Source organism: Kitasatospora sp. NPDC114501 (assembly GCF_055633695.1).
In genome coordinates this window covers 260,737-277,405 of sequence record NZ_JBVKDS010000015.1, presented here as the reverse complement: position 1 = coordinate 277,405, position 16,669 = coordinate 260,737, and the positions used below count along the sequence as shown (strand labels likewise).

Annotated in this window: 10 protein-coding genes and 1 pseudogene; 4 read left to right on the top strand and 7 right to left on the bottom strand. The window is 73.3% G+C overall.

The window, feature by feature from the left end; genetic code table 11:
- Positions 1-504: 504 nt before the first annotated feature.
- The 4 genes and pseudogenes from ACZ7RU_RS27500 to ACZ7RU_RS27485 form a co-directional block, all read right to left on the bottom strand.
- A complete protein-coding gene (locus tag ACZ7RU_RS27500) occupies positions 505-1,179 on the bottom strand; it encodes a nucleoside/nucleotide kinase family protein (RefSeq protein WP_470343631.1) in 675 nt (224 codons plus the stop codon).
- A 77-nt stretch (positions 1,180-1,256) separates the two neighbouring features.
- Positions 1,257-2,213: a S66 peptidase family protein gene (locus tag ACZ7RU_RS27495; RefSeq protein WP_470343630.1), complete on the bottom strand. Its 957-nt coding sequence runs from the start codon at positions 2,211-2,213 to the stop codon at positions 1,257-1,259.
- Between the two features lie 185 nt (positions 2,214-2,398).
- A pseudogene (locus tag ACZ7RU_RS27490) lies at positions 2,399-3,160 on the bottom strand (tryptophan--tRNA ligase); the annotation flags it as partial.
- Positions 3,161-3,265: 105 nt separating this feature from the next.
- A complete protein-coding gene (locus ACZ7RU_RS27485; protein ID WP_470343644.1) occupies positions 3,266-4,840 on the bottom strand; it encodes an APC family permease in 1,575 nt (524 codons plus the stop codon).
- Between the two features lie 328 nt (positions 4,841-5,168).
- On the opposite strand from ACZ7RU_RS27485, the gene ACZ7RU_RS27480 reads away from it, so the two are divergent.
- Entirely contained in the window at positions 5,169-6,278 is a 1,110-nt protein-coding gene (locus ACZ7RU_RS27480) for an ABC transporter substrate-binding protein (RefSeq protein WP_470343629.1), read from the top strand.
- A gap of 354 nt (positions 6,279-6,632) precedes the next feature.
- The gene (locus tag ACZ7RU_RS27475; RefSeq protein ID WP_470343628.1) at positions 6,633-7,772 is read left to right on the top strand and encodes a hypothetical protein; all 1,140 of its coding nucleotides are present in this window, start codon (positions 6,633-6,635) and stop codon (positions 7,770-7,772) included.
- Between the two features lie 97 nt (positions 7,773-7,869).
- Here ACZ7RU_RS27475 and ACZ7RU_RS27470 read toward each other — a convergent pair whose 3' ends face one another.
- Positions 7,870-8,412 carry an NUDIX hydrolase gene (locus ACZ7RU_RS27470; RefSeq protein ID WP_470343627.1) on the bottom strand — a complete coding sequence of 181 codons (543 nt, stop codon included), beginning with the start codon at positions 8,410-8,412 and terminating at the stop codon, positions 7,870-7,872.
- Between the two features lie 123 nt (positions 8,413-8,535).
- Here ACZ7RU_RS27470 and ACZ7RU_RS27465 point away from each other — a divergent pair, with 123 nt between their 5' ends.
- Positions 8,536-9,537: an ATP-grasp domain-containing protein gene (locus tag ACZ7RU_RS27465; RefSeq protein ID WP_470343626.1), complete on the top strand. Its 1,002-nt coding sequence runs from the start codon at positions 8,536-8,538 to the stop codon at positions 9,535-9,537.
- A 53-nt stretch (positions 9,538-9,590) separates the two neighbouring features.
- Here the strand turns inward: ACZ7RU_RS27465 and ACZ7RU_RS27460 are convergent, their stop codons facing one another.
- Both ACZ7RU_RS27460 and ACZ7RU_RS27455 read right to left on the bottom strand, forming a co-directional pair.
- A complete protein-coding gene (locus tag ACZ7RU_RS27460; protein WP_470343625.1) occupies positions 9,591-13,661 on the bottom strand; it encodes an ABC transporter ATP-binding protein in 4,071 nt (1,356 codons plus the stop codon).
- Between the two features lie 369 nt (positions 13,662-14,030).
- Positions 14,031-14,696, bottom strand: coding sequence for an SACE_7040 family transcriptional regulator (locus ACZ7RU_RS27455; RefSeq protein ID WP_470343624.1), 666 nt, complete (start codon positions 14,694-14,696; stop codon positions 14,031-14,033).
- A gap of 133 nt (positions 14,697-14,829) precedes the next feature.
- On the opposite strand from ACZ7RU_RS27455, the gene ACZ7RU_RS27450 reads away from it, so the two are divergent.
- Positions 14,830-16,539, top strand: coding sequence for a carboxyl transferase domain-containing protein (locus ACZ7RU_RS27450; protein ID WP_470343623.1), 1,710 nt, complete (start codon positions 14,830-14,832; stop codon positions 16,537-16,539).
- Positions 16,540-16,669 lie beyond the last annotated feature (130 nt).

Here is a 16,669-nt window from a genome sequence, read left to right as displayed (position 1 = left end):
TGAGCGGCACGGCAACCACCGGAATAGGGCGGCCCCGCGCACTGCGTCCTCGCTAGTGTTTGTTTCAAAAGGAATCTCCAACCCCGATCAAACGATCGAGGCCGGGGATGTCAACATATCTGGCGTTGACTTTTGGCACGCTGTTGAGTTCTCAAGGAACGGACGCTTCCTTCGGACTGCCTTCCGGCAGGCCCTCCGGGCTTCGTTCTTTCGTGTTCCCAGCTTATCAGACGTTTTCCGCTCCGTTTCCGGGGCTTCGTTCATCCAACTCGCCGGTGTCTTCCGGGGTTTGACGCCCTGTCCGACGTTTCAAACTCTAGCCGATCCCCGCTCCGAAAAGCGAATCCAGCCGCAATCCGATAAAATGCGCACGCCAAATACGCACCAGGCCGCAACGTGAAAACGACGAAGCGACCCGGCCCGAACCGGGAAGTGGTGTTTCAGAGGATTGGCCACTCCGGGACCGTCCGCGCAGACGCGTGTCCGGTGCTCCCTGCCGAGCGACTAGGAAACACTACCCCTGTCGGACGTCGGAGGCAAACCCGTCCCGGAGACGGTCCGGGTGCAGAGTGCCCGGCCCGGCTTCACGTACTCCCCGTTGGGGTGGTCGTTGCCGGTGACCCAGTGACGGGCGGCGGCCTCGTCGCGGCCGCCGTCGCGGTGCCGCCTGAGCAGGCGCTCCTCGCGGACGTCGTCGTCGGTGTGCACGTACCAGAGCTCGTGCAGCAGTCGGCGGGCGTCGGGCCAGGGGGTGTCGGCGGAGGCGAGGTAGTTGCCCTCGGTGATGACGAGCCGGGTGTGCGGGCGGACCACGTGGCGGGCGGCGACCGGTTCGTCCAGAGTGCGGTCGAAGTCCGGCACGTAGATGTCCTGGAAGCGGTCGCCGGCGATGCGGCGCAGCAGGGCGACGTAGCCGTGGGCGTCGAAGGTGGTCGGGGCGCCCTTGCGGTGGGTCAGGCCGAGGCGGTCGAGCTGGGCGCCGGAGAGGTGGAAGCCGTCGAGCGGGACGTAGGCGGCGGTGCCGGGGCCTTCGGTGCGCTCGACCTCGGCGACCAGGTGGCGGGCCAGGGTGGACTTGCCGGCGCCGGGCGGGCCGGCAAGTCCGAGGATCGTGCGGGCGTTGCTGCCCGGGCCGCGGAGGAAGCCGAGGGCAAGGGCGGTGAGGCGGTCCTCGTTCATGGCCGCACCTTACTCAGCGGCCGACTTACTCAGCGGTCGGATCACTCAGCGGTCGGTCTGACAGACGGCCGGCCTGCTCAGCAGCCGGCGAGCGCGGGCAGGTCCAGGGTGAGGGTGCCGGCATCGGCGTCGAGCAGGGCGGGAACGCCGAGCGGGACGGTGAGGGTGGACGGGCAGTGGCCGAAGCCCAGCTCCCAGAGCACGGGGACGCCGAGCCCGCCGAGCCGGTCGAGCATCACCTCGCGGATCCGCTCGGGCCGTCCGCAGCCCTCCCAGGATCCGAGGGCCAGGCCGGCCACGCCGTCGAGGGCGCCGGAGCGCAGGAGCTGGGTGAGCAGCCGGTCGAGCTGGTAGGGGTGCTCGTTCACGTCCTCGAGCAGCAGTATGCGGCCCTCGTACGAGGGCCGGGCCGCGGGCGTGCCGCGCTCGGCGGTGAGGACATGGAGGCAGCCGCCGGCCGTGACGCCGCGGGCCCGGCCGGGGACGAGCGGGGCGGCGGTGGGTGAGGTGAGGACGGTGACGGCGGCGGGGTCGAAGAGGGTGCGGCGCAGGTGCTCGGCGGTCGGCCCGTCGGAGACGAAGGAGGCCCCGGCGGCCAGCGGTCCGTACAGGGTGGTGAGGCCGAGGCGCTGGGCGAAGGCCTCGTGCAGGGAGCTGACGTCGCTGAAGCCGATGAAGGGCTTGGGCCGGGCGGCGCGCATCGCGGTCCAGTCGAGCAGGTCGACGATGCGGTGCACGCCGTATCCGCCGCGGGCGCAGATGACGGCGTCGACGGTGGGGTCGAGCCAGGCGGACCGGAGGTCGTCGGCACGGTCGGCGTCGGTGCCGGCCAGGTAGCCGAGGGCGGGGTGGGTGTCGAGGACGTGCGGGGCGACGGTGACGCGCAGCCCCCAGGAGCGGAGGATCGCGCACCCGGCGGCGAGGCGTTCGGCGTCGACGGGGCCGCTGGGGGCTACGACGGCGATGTGGTCACCGGGGCGCAGGCGCGACGGGCGGGTCAGCCCCTGGCCGGGTGGAGTCGGGTGCTGGTCCATGGGCCGGGCCGCCTTTCGGGCGCGGGAACGGGGTGCGGGCGGTCGCGCTGTGGCCGCGACCGCCCGGTGACGATATGCCCCTGTGTCAACCGGCCGATGTGCGCGGGTGACGGTCCGCTGTTCGACGGGTTCCGGCGGGTTAGATCGCCGCCCCCATCACCTCCCGGACCTCGGCGAGGGTGGCGTCGGCGGGCGCGCATCGGGCGGAGGAACTCGTTGACGGACTCGGTGACGGTGCGCTTGAGCACGGCGGCGCCGCCGTCGCCGATCTCCCCGGCGACGGCCTCGGGGGCGCGGTCCTGACAGACGGCGGCGAGCAGGACGAGGCTGGAGACCTCCGGCCGGGCGACCGGGTCGTAGCCGATCCGGCGGTCGGCGTCGGTGCCGGGCAGCATCGGGGCGTCGGAGAGCAGGGCCTGCGGGCGGGGAAGACGGCGCTGCCGTCGGCGTGCGGGTAGCGCTCGTTGAAGCGACGGGCGACGGTGCGGGCGACTTCGAGGTGGGGCAGCTGGTCCTGGCCGACCGGGACCAGGTCGGCCTTGCAGAAGAGGATGTCGGCGGCCTGGTGGACGGGGTAGGTGAACATCAGCCCGCTGACGGCGGCCTGCCGGGAGCGGGCGATCTCGTCCTTGACGGCTGGTTCAGGGCGGGGACGGCGCTGTGCGGGAAGATCGTCGCCCGCTCGGGGTCGAGCCCGGCGGCGAGGTGGTCGAGGACGAGGTTCTCGGTGTGCTCGGCGAGCCGGTCGGCGAGGTCCCGGTCGGTGATGCCTGGTAGTCGGCGACCACGACGAACATCTCGACGCCCTGGTCCTGGAGCCGGACCCGGTTGCGCAGGGTGCCGAAGTAGTGGTCAAGGTCTTCTCTCCTCGGTGCGGCGGTGGTGGTTGCCGTCCGGGGCGAGGGGCCCGTCCTGCGGGAGCGCGGGAGGCGCGGGAAGCGCAGCAGGGCCGTCCATCCCGGACGGCCCTGCTCAGGCGAGTGGGGTGGCCGTCCTAGGACGGCCACCAGCACAGGCGCGTGAAGCGCTTCATGCGCCCGACAGTAGTGGTGTCAGTCCTCCACGACCAGCGCCTGGGTGTCCTGGTGCAGCGTCTCGCCGCGGAAGAACTCCGGCCGGATGAAGCCGTACCAGGTCATCAGTCCGGCGCCGAGCAGCAGGATGCCGACACCGATCACGAAGACCGAGCCGATGCCGAGGACCGACCCGCTGCCGTAGTCGGGGGCCCAGGCGTCGGTGAGGGTCTGCAGGAAGACCGCGCTGAGCAGCACGCCGCCGAGGAGCGGGGCGACGCCCTTGAGCAGCAGGTCGCGGATCCCGGTGCGCAGCGACCGGCGGAAGTACCAGGCGCAGGCGAAGGCGGTCAGCGCGTAGTAGAAGCAGATCATCAGACCGAGCGCCAGGATGGTGTCCTGGACGACGTTCTCGCTGATCAGGCTCATGCCGACGTAGAAGACCGCGGTGGCGATGCCCGCCGCGACGGTGGCGTAGCCGGGGGTGCGGTAGCGCGGGTGGACGGCGCCGAAGCGCGGCGGCACGGCGCGGTAGGCGCTCATCGCTAGCAGGGTGCGGGCCACCGGGATGAAGGTGGTCTGCAGGCTGGCGGCGGCGCTGGCGACGACGGCCAGGAAGAGCAGGATGCTCCACGGCGAGCCGAGCACCGGGCGGGCCAGCGCGGCGAACACGTTGTCGGCGGTGGCCGGGTTGCCGAGGCCGTTGCCGGTGCTGCCGACGCCCGCGAACATCTGGGAGGCGATCGCGACCAGCAGGTACGAGCCGACCAGGGTGACCATGGAGATCATCGCGGCGCGGCCGGGGGTCCTGGCGCTGCCCTGGGTCTCCTCGTTCATGGTCAGGCAGGTGTCCCAGCCCCAGTACATGAAGATCGACAGCGACAGTCCGGCGGTGAACGCGCTGAACGAGCTGACCTCGAGCGGGTTGAGCCAGGAGAAGGAGAAGCCGACCGAGTCGGGCAGGTCGCCGGAGGCCGCCTTGCCGATGGCGATGGCGGAGAAGAGCAGCAGCACGGCCAGCTGGAGGCCGACCAGGCCGTACTGGAACCACTTGGTGGCGGTCATCCCCCGGTAGCTCATCGCGGTGGCGCCGGCGATCAGCAGGACCACCGTGAGCAGGTGGACGGCCTTGTTCTGGTCGAGTCCGGTCACCCAGTCGCTGCCGGTCATCTCCCCGAGCATCAGGTACAGGAAGTCGGTCGCGACCCCGGCCAGGTTGGAGAGCACGATGATGGTCGCCACCGTCAGACCCCAGCCGGCCATCCAGCCGACCCGGGGGCCGAAGGCCCGGACGCCCCAGGTGAAGGACGTGCCGCAGTCCGGGAAGTCCTTGTTCAGCTCCTTGTACGCGAACGCGACGAGCAGCATCGGCAGGAAGCCCGCGAGGAACACCGCGGGCATCTGGACGCCGACCGCGGTGACGGTCGGGCCCAGTGTGGCGGTCAGGCAGTAGACCGGGGCGACCGTCGAGACGCCCAGCACCACACTGCTCAGCAAGCCGACGGAGCCGCCCCGTAGACCCTTGTCCCCCGCTCCCCCAGCCGTCCCCTGATCGACGGGGACTCCACCACTGGTGCCACTGACCGGGGCACCCTGCGGAGCGCCGGGCGCCATTGCCCGGCCGCTGCTCGTGTGCTCTGAGAGCTGCTGATCAAACACCAGCGCACCCTAGATCCGGGCACGGAAGGTTGAGTAGACCAACCCTTGGTGATCTCAGCCACGTGTTTCGATTCGTTCCCCTGAAGGCAAGACAGGCTGGCGCATTAACGGCCCGTTAACCCAGGTACCTTTGTTTCAAAGGAGTAAGGTCAAAAAACTTTCTCCGTTTTGCCAAGGTTCGGCATGGTTTGTCCCTACGTCGCAGGCGGGGGTCGGGGGGGTCCGCCCCGTCGGGATCGGATAGGTTTGCCTAACCTAATCCGACCCGTGAACGGAGCGTCGCGTGCCCCCCACCTCCGACGACCTGGCCCTCTCCCCCCGCACCTCCGGCCGCCGCCGGTTCCTCACCACGGCGATCGCCGGCGGGGCGGTACTCGGCCTCGGCGGACTGCTCACCGCCTGCGGCAGCTCGGGCGGATCCGGTGGATCCGGCGGCGGTTCGACCCCGGCCGGCGGCGGCTCGTCCCCGAACCAGAAGTCGGTCAAGCAGGGCGGCGACGACTACGCCGCCGTGATCGAGAAGATGAAGGGCTTCGGCACCGACGCCGCCCCCGGCGTCTACCCGCGCACCGTCAGGCACGCGATGGGCGGGACCGTCATCCCGGCCAGGCCCACCCGGGTCGTGGTGCTGGACACCGGCGAGCTCGACAACGTCGTCGCCCTCGGCATCCAGCCGGTCGGCGTCGTGCACGCCGACGCCTCCAAGTCCCTGCCGTCCTACCTCAAGGACAAGGCCGGCAGCCCCGCCGCCGTCGGCACCATCAACAGCCTCAACCTGGAGGCCATCGCCGCGCTCAAGCCGGACCTGATCCTCGGCAGCCAGCTGCGCGCCCAGGACCAGTACGCGCAGCTGTCCAAGATCGCGCCGACCGTCTTCTCGCTGCGCCCCGGCTACCCGTGGAAGCAGAACTTCCTGCTCAACGCGAGCGTGTTCGGCCTGGAGGCCGAGGCCAAGGCGCAGCTCGACGCGTACCAGGCGGCGGCCACGGCGATCGGCGCGAAGCTCGGCGACAAGCGGCCCACCGTCACGCCGCTGCGCTTCATGCCGGGCCGGACCCGGCTCTACGCCGAGCTCTCCTTCATCGGCACCATCCTCACCGACGTGCCGCTGCCGCAGCCCAGGATCGAGCAGGTCCAGGAGCTCGCGGTGGAGGTCAGCCCGGAGCAGATCGACAAGGCCGACGCCGACTGGATCTTCTACGGCGTGTACGGCAGCCCCAGCTCGACCAACCAGGACGCGGTGCTGGGCGGCGCGCTCTGGAAGACCCTCGGGGCGGTCAAGTCCGGTCAGGCCCGGCCGGTTTCGGACGAGACCTGGTTCCTCGGGCTCGGTGTCATGGCGGCGAACGCGGTGCTCTCCGACCTCAAGGGCTTCGTCGCGCCCGGTAGTTGATCCCACCCGGCGGGCTGGGAGTGGGGGTGAGGGCGGGGTCGACGGGCGGCACCGGGCTTCAATCCCGCCGTGGGGCAACGGTGTTCGCCAGGCGCTGTCTTGGGCGGCCCCGGGGCGGTTCCGGGGCGCTTCCGGAGAGGTTCCGGGGAGGTTCCGCAGGGTGTCACGGTGGTTGTCGCGGTGGTCTCGCGCACTCCGTCGGGTTCGACGCTTGGAGCTGATCGCCAGGTGCGGGAGGATCGTCGGGACCATTCCCCGAAGGGCCCGCAGATGACCTCGCTCCATCCCGCCGTAACCGACCCGTCCCTGCCCGGTCCGCCCGGGGACAGCGCCGGATCGTCGCCTCCGTCCACCATGACCGGTCCGATGTGCTCGATCGCGACCGCCGCCGAGCCCGGTGCGGCCGCACCCGGCACCCCGGACGGGGCGGCGCGCCAGGGCGGTGCGACGCGCCACGACTCGGTGCCGCAGCCGCGCAGCCGGTACGACGCGGAGGCGCCGCCCGTCCCGCCCGCGCCCGGCCCGGAGGCCGACGGCGACCCGATCGACGGCGACCCGACCACCGCGCGGCTGCGGGCGGCGTTCGCCGACCGGCTGCGGACCGCGCACGCCCAGGGTCGCTCCGTCGCCGAGCTGGCGGAGGCGTGCCACCGACCGGTCGCCGAGGTGCGGGCCCTGCTCGACGCGGACGCGGAGCCGGAGGACGGTCTCGCCGCCCTCGGCGCTCCCGCCGACCGTGCGGCCGCGGCACCCGAGGCTCTCGACGGACCGGCCGGAAGCGGGGCCGGGGCCGGGTTCGTCCGGTTCGGGCCCGTCGCCGCGCCCTCCGAGGGCGCCCTGTCCGTACCGGCCCCGCGTCCGGCACGCGAGGAGTCGCGGATCCTGGTGTTCCGGCGGCCGTCGCCCTCGCGGCGACTGCGCCGGATGCACCCGCAGGCCGACCGGACCGGGCAGGGGGCGACCGCACGGGAGACGGCCGCGTCCGGCCCGGCCGGGACGGGCCAGCCGGGTGCCGCCGGGTGGGCGGACGGCCCCGGCGGTGCGGCGGGTGCGACGGCGCAGGTGCCGCCGTTCGGAGCCGGAACCGGAGTTGGAACCGGAGCTCGAACCGACTCCGGGGGCTCCGTCGCGACCAGCCCCTCCACCGGGGCCTCGTGGGCCGAACCGCCGCTCGGCATCCTGATCGGCGGCAGCCCCGGGCCGGCCGAGGCGCCCGGCCGGCCGGAGGAACGCGAGCCGGTCCGGGTGGTGGCCCGGCCGATCCGGGTCGGCCTCGGCACCTGCCTGGTCGTGCTGCCCTCCTGGCGGCCGGCCATCGCCGTCTCGGTGCCGACCGACCAGCTGCTGTCCGCGACCGGGCTCGCCTTCGAGCAACTGGCCGACTCCCGACTGACGGTGCTGATGAACCCCGCCGCGCTGCACGACCGGGAGCTGGAGCTGCACGGCTGGGAGCCCGCTCCGGCCGGGCGGCCCCGGCGCGGCGGGCGCGCGTAGCCGATCCGCCGGGCTCGTTCGGCCACACCCAACCTCGTCCAGCCGTGTTCGGCCGCCCTCGGGCGACGGGCCGCACGGGACAGGCGGGGCCGGCGGTCTAGCGCGGCTGGCGGGTGGCCGGGGCGTTCGGGACGTACCCGAGGTCGACGGGTACCGGCGGCCGCCCGTCCACGGCCCAGCCGGCACGGACCGTGTCCAGCAGTTCCGGCAACGCGGGCGGCCAGAGCGCGTCGGCGTTCTCGTCGGCGAGGTCGGCCGGGGTCCACCAGCGCCAGTCCAGGATCCGGTCGACGGCGTGCACCGCGCTGACGTCGCCGACCGGGCCGCGGTGCGGTCCGCCGGTGAGGTAGATGTGCTCGTGCTGGCGGACCGGGGTGCCGTGCCAGGTGAAGTCGTGCTCCCAGGTGCAGAGCAGCGGGCCGGGTTCGAGGTCGCTCCAGCCCGTCTCCTCCCACAGCTCGCGCCGGGCGCCGTCCCACGGGGTCTCGCCCGGCTCCAGTCCACCGCCCGGCATGGTCCAGTGCACGCCGACCTCGTCGTTGTCCGAACGGAGCAGGAAGACCGAGCCGTTCTCGTCCAGGACCACCGTGCGGGCGGCCTGCCTCGGCCGGCGTTTGCGGGAACGCAGCAGATTTCGCATCGGGTCACTCTCGCAGCGGGCAACCGGGGCGTCGAGCGGATTCGGCACTCCGGTCGGGTGCTCGAGCCGGCCGGTCCGTCGTGGCGGGCGCGGGACCCGCCGGCCGGCCGTACCCTGACGGCCATGCCCGTACCCGCGATCATCTTTCCCGCCGATCCGCTCAACCCGCGCAGGCCCGACCCGCACTTCGCCTGGGAGGCCAGGATGCTGCGGGAGTTGGGCGGCGAGCACCACCTGGTCGACCACGACGGGCTGCTCGCCGGGCGGGCCGAGGAGGCCGTCCGGCGGGTGCCGCGGGACAGCGGCCCGCTCTGGTACCGGGGCTGGATGCTGCCCTCCGCCCGGTACGCCGACTTCGCCGCCGCACTCGCCGCCCGCGGTGGCAACCTGCTGACCAGCGCGCCCGGTTACGCGACGGCCCACGAACTGCCCGGCTGGTACGACGTGTTCGAGGGCGCGACCCCGGCCAGTGCGTGGATCCCGTCCGACGGGCCGGTGGTGCCCGGAGCGGCCGAGCTGGCGCAGGCCGTGGCCCGGCTCGGCGGGCAGGGGCCGGCGATCGTCAAGGACTACGTGAAGTCACGCAAGCACGAGTGGCACGAGGCCTGCTATGTGCCCGAGTTGGCCGATCTGGCGGCAGTCGGCCGGGTGGTGGAACGGTTCGTCGAACTTCAGGGCGAGTTCCTGGCGGGCGGCGTGGTGCTGCGGCGGTACGAGGAGTTCGAGGGCGCGGGCGTCCCGGCGGAGGAGCCGGTCGCGGAACCGGTCGCGGACGGCGCGGACGGCGCGGACGGCGCGAGCCGCGTGGCCGGTGCGGGCGAGGCGGCCTGCGGCGTGGCCGGTGCGGCCGACGGGCGGGCCGTGGAGGCCCGGGTGTGGTGGCTGGACGGCCGGCCCGTGCTGGTCGGGCCGCACCCGGACGCCCCGCGCCGGGCCGTCGAGCCCGACCTCACCGACGTCCCGGCGCTGGTCCGCAGGCTCGGCTGCCGCTTCGTCACCACCGACCTCGCCAGCCGTGCGGACGGCTCCGGCTGGCGGGTGGTCGAGGTCGGGGACGGCCAGGTGAGCGACCTGCCGCGCGGGATCGACGCCTCGGGGCTGCTGGCCGCGCTGATCGCCGCCTGACGGCCCGTACGTGACGGGCCGCCAGGCGGTTCGCCGGCGGGCGCGGTGCGGCCCTATCCGGCGGCGACGGCCTCGACCGCCGGGTGACCGTCGGCGATGAACGCCCGCCAGAGCCGGGCGTAGGTGCCGCCCCGGGCGAGCAGTTCGGCGTGGGTGCCGTCCTCGACCACCCGGCCGTGGTCCAGCACGATCACCCGGTCGGCGCGCTCGGCGGTGGTCAGGCGGTGGGCGATGACCAGGGTGGTCCGGCCACCGCTGAGCCGGTCCGCGGCCTGGTTGACCGCCGCCTCGGTGGCCAGGTCGAGGGCGGCGGTGGCCTCGTCGAGCAGCAGGATGTCCGGGTCGACCAACTCGGCCCGGGCCAGTGCGATCAGCTGGCGCTGGCCCGCCGAGAGGTTGCGCCCGCGGCCGGCCACCTCGTGGTCGTAGCCGCCCGAGAGCCGGACGATCATGTCGTGCGCGCCGACCGCCCGGGCCGCCGCCTCGACCTCGGCCGCCGAGGCGTCCGGCCGGCCGTACGCGATCGCCTCGCGGACCGTGCCCGCGAACAGGTACGCCTCCTGCGGCACCACGCCCAGGCGGTGGCGGTACTGCGCCAGGTCGTAGCGGGTGAGGTCGACCCCGTCCACCCGGACGGTGCCCTCCGTCGCGTCGTAGAACCGGGCGACCAGCTTCACCAGCGTCGACTTGCCGGCTCCGGTCTCACCGACCAGCGCCACCGTCTGCCCGGCCGGGATGTGCAGGTCCACGCCGCTCAGTACGGTCGGGGCACCGTCCGCCCCGCCGTTGTAGGCGAAGCCGACCCCCTCGAAGGAGATCTCGCCGCGCAGCCCCTTGGCCACCGGCACCGGGTCGGCGGCCTCGGCGGTGGTGGTCGGGGTGCGCAGCAGCTCGCGGATGCGGCCGAGGCCCACCGAGGCCTGCTGGTAGCCGTCGAAGACCTGGGACAGCTGGTTGACCGGCGCGAAGAACAGGTCGATGTAGAGCAGGTACGCGACCAGCGCGCCGACCGTCAGCGTCCCGGCGTCGACCCGGGCGGCGCCGACTATCAGCACCAGCGCGGCGGCCAGGCTGGAGAGGAACTGGACGAACGGGAAGTACAGCGAGATGTAGAGCTGGGCCCGGACCCTGGCCTCGCGGTAGGCGATGCCGCGGGCCACGAAGCGGTCGGTGTTGGTGTCCAGGCGGCGGAAGGCCTGGACGATCCGCATGCCGGCCACGTTCTCCTGGAGGTCGGCGTTGACGGCGCTGATCAGGTCGCGGGAGCGCTCGTACTGGTCCCGGGACTTCTTGCGGAACACCAGGGTGGCGATCACCAGCAGCGGCAGGACGGCGAAGACCACCAGGGCCAGGCCGGCGTCGATGATCAGCAGGGCGGCGAAGATCCCGGCGAAGGTCAGCAGGCTGACCACGGCGGTGACCATGCCGGTCTGGAGGAAGGAGGTCAGCGAGTCCAGGTCGGTGGTCATCCGGGTCATGATCCGGCCGGTCAGCTCGCGCTCGTAGTAGTCCAGGCCGAGCCGGTTGAGGTGGGCGAAGATCTTGAGCCGGAGCGTGTAGAGGACCCGCTCGCCGGTACGGCCGCTGACCCGGTTCTCGGCGCCCTGCACCACCCAGTCCAGCAGGACCACGACGAGGGCGGTGAGCGAGGCCACCGCGACGCCGCCCATCAGGCCCTTGCGGACGCCCTCGTCGATGCCGTGCCGGATCAGCACCGGCAGCACCAGCCCGGCCGCCGCGTCCAGGGCGACCAGCAGGAGGGCGATGAGCAACGGGGTGCGGAAGGCGCGCAGCAGGCGCCACAGGGTGAAGTCGGGGTCGCCGGCCTCGGCCTCGGCGCGGGGCACGGCCGGGGTGTCGGAGGCGGGCGGGAGGGCCGCGACCTTGTCCAGCAGGTCGGCATCGGCGGTACGGGCGGCCTTGGCCAGGGCCGGCGTGGGGAGGGCGGGGGTGGGGGCGGCCTGGGTTCCGGCGGTTCCGGCGGCGGTCTGCTGCTCGGTTTCCCGCCCCGGCGCCGTTGCGGGCGCCGTTGCGGATGCAGTTGCGGGTGCCGCTTCGTCGGCTGCCCCTTCGTCGGCTGCCCCTTCGGGGGCTGCCTCTTCGGCGGTGGAACGCCGGCCGGTGCGACCGGCCTCGGGGTCGGTGATCAAGGCCCGGTACTGGGGACATCGGGCTTCGAGTTCCTCGTGCGTTCCGAGGTCCAGCAGCCGGCCGCGCTCCAGGACGGCGATCCGGTCGGCGAGTTGGAGGGTCGAGCGGCGGTGGGCGATCAGCAGGGTGGTGCGGCCGGTCATCACTGAGCGCAGCGCGTCGTGGATCTCCGCCTCGATCTGCGGGTCCACCGCCGAGGTGGCGTCGTCCAGCAGCAGGATCCGGGGGTCGGTGAGGATCGCCCGGGCCAGGGCGATGCGCTGGCGCTGACCGCCGGAGAGGGTCAGGCCCTGCTCGCCGACCTTGGTGTCGTAGCCGTCCGGCAGCGCGCGGACGAACTCGTCGGCCTGGGCGGCGCGGGCGGCGGCGACCACCTGCTCGTCCGTGGCGTCCGGGCGGCCGTAGGCGATGTTGGTGCGGACCGACTCGGAGAAGAGGAAGCTCTCCTCGGGGACGATGCCGACCGTCGCGCGGACCGAGTCCAGGGTGAGGTCGCGCAGGTCGTGGCCGTACAACCGGACGGTGCCGGCCGCGGGGTCGTAGAAGCGGGGCACCAGCTGGGCCACCGTCGACTTGCCGGAGCCGGAGGCGCCGACCAGGGCGAGGGTCTCGCCGGGGGCCAGCTTCAGGCTGAGGCCGTGCAGGACGGGGGCGGGGTGCTCGGGGTCGTAGCGGAACTCGACCTGGTCGAACTCCAGGGCGACGTCGGGGGTCAGCGCTCCGACGGGGGCGCCGGACGCGGCACCGGGGCTGGTACCGGCGCCGGTGCCGGGACCGGTGCCGACTGGGGCGCCGCTCGTCGGGGTGCCGGCCGGGGTGTCGCCGTGCGCGAGGTCCAGGGTGCGGGCGTCCGGGCGCTCCTGGACCAGCGGGCGCTCGTCGACCAGTTGCAGGACGCGCTCGACGCCGGCCCGGGCCTGCTGGCCGACGGTGATGACCATGGTCAGCATCCGCACCGGGCCGGTCATCTGGGCGACGTAGGTGGAGAAGGCGACGAAGGTCCCGAGCGTGATCCGGCCGTCGACGGCCAGCCAGCCGCCGAAGGCCAGGACGCCGACCTGGGCGAGCGCCGGGATCGCCTGCATCGCCGGGTTGTAGCGGGCGTTCAGCCGGATCGACCGGAGCCGGGCCGCGAAGAGGTTGCGGGAGGCCGTCTCCAGCTTGTCGAGCTCCTGCGCCTCCTGGCCGAAGCCCTTGACCACGCGGACGCCGCCGATCGCGCCGTCCACCACGCCCGCGACGGCGGCCGCCTCCTGCTGGGCGGCCCAGGTGGCGGGGAAGAGGCGCTTGCGGCTGAGCACCGAGACCCACCACAGCGCGGGGGCCATGACCAGGGCGACCAGGGTGAGCGGCGGGGACAGCCAGACCATCACGACCAGCGACATGACGAACATCAGCAGGTAGCCGGTCATCATCGGCAGCATCGAGAGCAGGCCGTTGACCAGCTGGAGGTCGGAGGTCGCGCGCCCGACCACCTGGCCGGTGTCCAGCCGGTCCTGGCGGTGGCCGTCGAGCCGGCCGAGCGAGCGGAACAGGTCGCTGCGCATGTGGTGCTGGACGTCGAGCGCGAGTTGGCCGCCGTAGTAGCGGCGGACCTGGGTGCAGCCGAAGACCACGAGGGCGGCGAGCAGCAGCACCACCGCCCAGGGGGCCAGCGAACGGGTGTGGGCGACGATGACGTCGTCGATGATCAGCTTGGTGACCAGCGGCACCAGCGCGGTGACGGCCATGCCGAGCAACGAGGCACCGAAGGCCAGCAGCAGGCTGCGGCGGGACCGCCAGCTGTAGCCGACCAGACGGCGCAGCCAGCCGGCCGGCTCGGTGTTCCCGGCTGCGGGCTCGGCGCCTCCGGCGGCCGCCCCGGCGTTCTCGGCGGCGCTCTGCGGACTGTCGACGGGGGCCTCCGGGGTCGGGCCGGGGGCCGGGGAGCCGCTCGGGGATGGCTCCACCGTGGATCCGTGAGTCTCAGGCATATTTAGGGATGCTAACCATTTCGTCGGGTGGCCGCCACGCCGTTTCCGACCCGGGCTGGGTCGGGGCGGGCCGGGGCAGCCCGGATCGTCCGGTCCGGCGGACTGGCCAACAGCCCGCGGCCTGCGCTGATTCCCGATCGAACGCACGCACGGCCCGTTCACCCCCGGCCACCTCCAGGATCACCGACGGCACGCACGGCGCCCAGCGGCCGGGGACGGGCCGACGCCCTCCTTTGGGACTAGGCCTCGGGACGGGCGGCCGCCGGGGCGCCGGCAGACGGGACCCGGGCTCCCGCGAGACCCAGGCCCTTGCGCGGCTCAGGCGCCCGCGGGACTCGGGCTCCCGCGGAACTCAGGCGCCTGCGGGACTCAGGCGCCCGCGGGCGCCGAACCGTCGCCGGGGCCGGCGGCGGAGTCCGCGGCCGCCGCGAAGGCGCCGTGGGCGAGGGTGTGGAGCAGTGCGGCCATGCCGTCGCGCTGGAGGGCGGCGCGCTCGCCCTGGTCCGGGTTCGAGCCGAGGCTGTGCGGGGTGGAGTTGATCAGGCCGAAGACGGCGTGCACGGTGGCCCGCGCCACCGGCTCGGCGGCGGGGTCGGCCAGCGGCGGGTAGGCCTGCCGGACCACGTCCACCCAGAGTTCGACGTAGCCGCGCTGGAGGCGGCGGACGGTGCGCCGGTCCTCCTCCTTGAGGTTCAGCAGCTCGCGGTCGTGCAGGGTGATCAGGTCCCGGTCGTTCAGGGCGAAGTCGACGTGGCCGCTGATCAGCGCGTCCAGTGCGGCGACCGGGCCTTCGCCGCTGCCCGCCCGGCGGCGCCCCTCGTCCAGCAGGCGCTCGCTGATGCCGATCAGCAGGTCCGCGAGCATCGCGTCCTTGCCGGCGAAGTGGCGGTAGAGGCCGGGGCCGCTGATCCCGACGGCCTTGCCGATCTCGTCCACGCCCACACCGAGGAAGCCGCGGGCGGCGAACAGCCTCGCGGCCTCCCGGCGGATCTGGTCGCGGCGGGGGAGCGCGGAGGCGGCGGGGACGTTCGGCATGCCGCCCATCGTAGACAGTCGGGTTATCGGCCGTTAACCTGGGGCTCGTAAGTTAACGTTAATTAACGTGGCGACCACTGGCGGACCGCACCCGGCTGCCCACCTGGTGCCGAGGGCAAGGGAGCTCTTGGGAATGGTCATCTCAACCGCCGGCACACCCACCGGTGTCCGGCTCAGCGCAGCGACCGGCACGGCGGCGCCCGGTGCCGCCCCGTCCGCGGCCGCCGCACCGGCCCCCCGGCTCGGCAGCTCGGTCGACCCCGGCTCGGAGGCCTACCGCGCTAACACCGAGGCGCACCGTGCCCTGGTCACCGAGCTGCGCGCGAAGCTCGACGCGGCCGCCCTGGGCGGCGGTGCCAAGGCCCGCGCCCGGCACACCGCCCGCGGCAAGCTGCTGCCCCGCGACCGGGTGGACACCCTGCTCGACCCGGCTTCCCCCTTCCTGGAGCTGGCCCCGCTGGCCGCCGACGGGATGTACGACGGCGCCGCCCCCGCGGCCGGCGTGATCGCCGGCATCGGCCGGGTCGCCGGGCGCGAGGTGGTGGTGGTCGCCAACGACGCCACCGTCAAGGGCGGCACCTACTACCCGATGACGGTGAAGAAGCACCTGCGCGCCCAGGAGGTCGCGCTGGAGAACCGGCTGCCCTGCGTCTACCTGGTGGACTCCGGCGGCGCCTTCCTCCCGATGCAGGACGAGGTCTTCCCGGACCGCGACCACTTCGGCCGGATCTTCTACAACCAGGCCAGGCTCTCCGCCGCGGGCATCCCGCAGATCGCCGCCGTGCTCGGCTCGTGCACGGCCGGCGGCGCGTACGTCCCGGCGATGAGCGACCAAGCCGTGATCGTCCGCAACCAGGGCACGATCTTCCTGGGCGGGCCACCGCTGGTGAAGGCCGCCACCGGCGAGGTGGTCACCGCCGAGGAACTGGGCGGCGGCGACCTGCACTCCCGCACCTCGGGCGTGACGGACCACCTGGCCGAGGACGACGCCCACGCCCTCTCCATCGTCCGCAACATCGTCGCCGGGCTCGGCCCGCGCGAGGCCAGGCCGTGGCCGCTCACCCCGGTCGAGCCGCCAGCCGTCGACCCGGCGGGCCTGTACGGGGCCGTGCCGGTCGACCCGCGCACGCCCTACGACGTGCGCGAGGTGATCGCCCGCCTGGTGGACGGCAGCCGGTTCGCCGAGTTCAAGGCCGAGTACGGCTCGACCCTGGTCACCGGCTTCGCCCGGATCCACGGCCACCCGGTCGGCATCGTCGCCAACAACGGCGTGCTGTTCTCCGAGTCGGCCCTCAAAGGCGCCCACTTCATCGAGTTGTGCGACCAGCGCGGCATCCCCCTCCTCTTCCTCCAGAACATCACCGGGTTCATGGTCGGCCGGCAGTACGAGGCGGGCGGCATCGCCAAGAACGGCGCCAAGATGGTCAACGCCGTCGCCTGCACCCGCGTCCCGAAGCTGACCGTGGTGATCGGCGGCTCGTACGGAGCCGGCAACTACTCGATGTGCGGACGGGCCTACTCACCCCGCTTCCTGTGGATGTGGCCGGGCGCCAAGATCTCCGTGATGGGCGGCGAACAGGCGGCCTCCGTCCTCGCCACCGTCCGCCGCGACCAGCTGGAGGCGCACGGCGAGCAGTGGCCGGCCGAGGCGGAGGAGGAGTTCAAGCGCCCCGTCCGCGAGCAGTACGAGCGCCAGGGCAACGCCTACTACGCCACCGCCCGGCTCTGGGACGACGGCGTGATCGACCCGATGGACACCCGCACCGTCGTCGGTCTCGCCCTCACCGCCTGCGCCAACGCCCCGCTGGCGCCGCCCGCTCCGTACGGCGTCTTCCGCATGTGATCACGTCTCGTCCAGCTCGTGTCACTCCTGCGTCCGTGATCCCTCTCTTCCGGGTGTGACTTCCCGCGGCGCCGGCCCACGCGGGCCGGCGCCCGACCGCCCACCGCCACCTCCTTCGTACGGCTCCCCT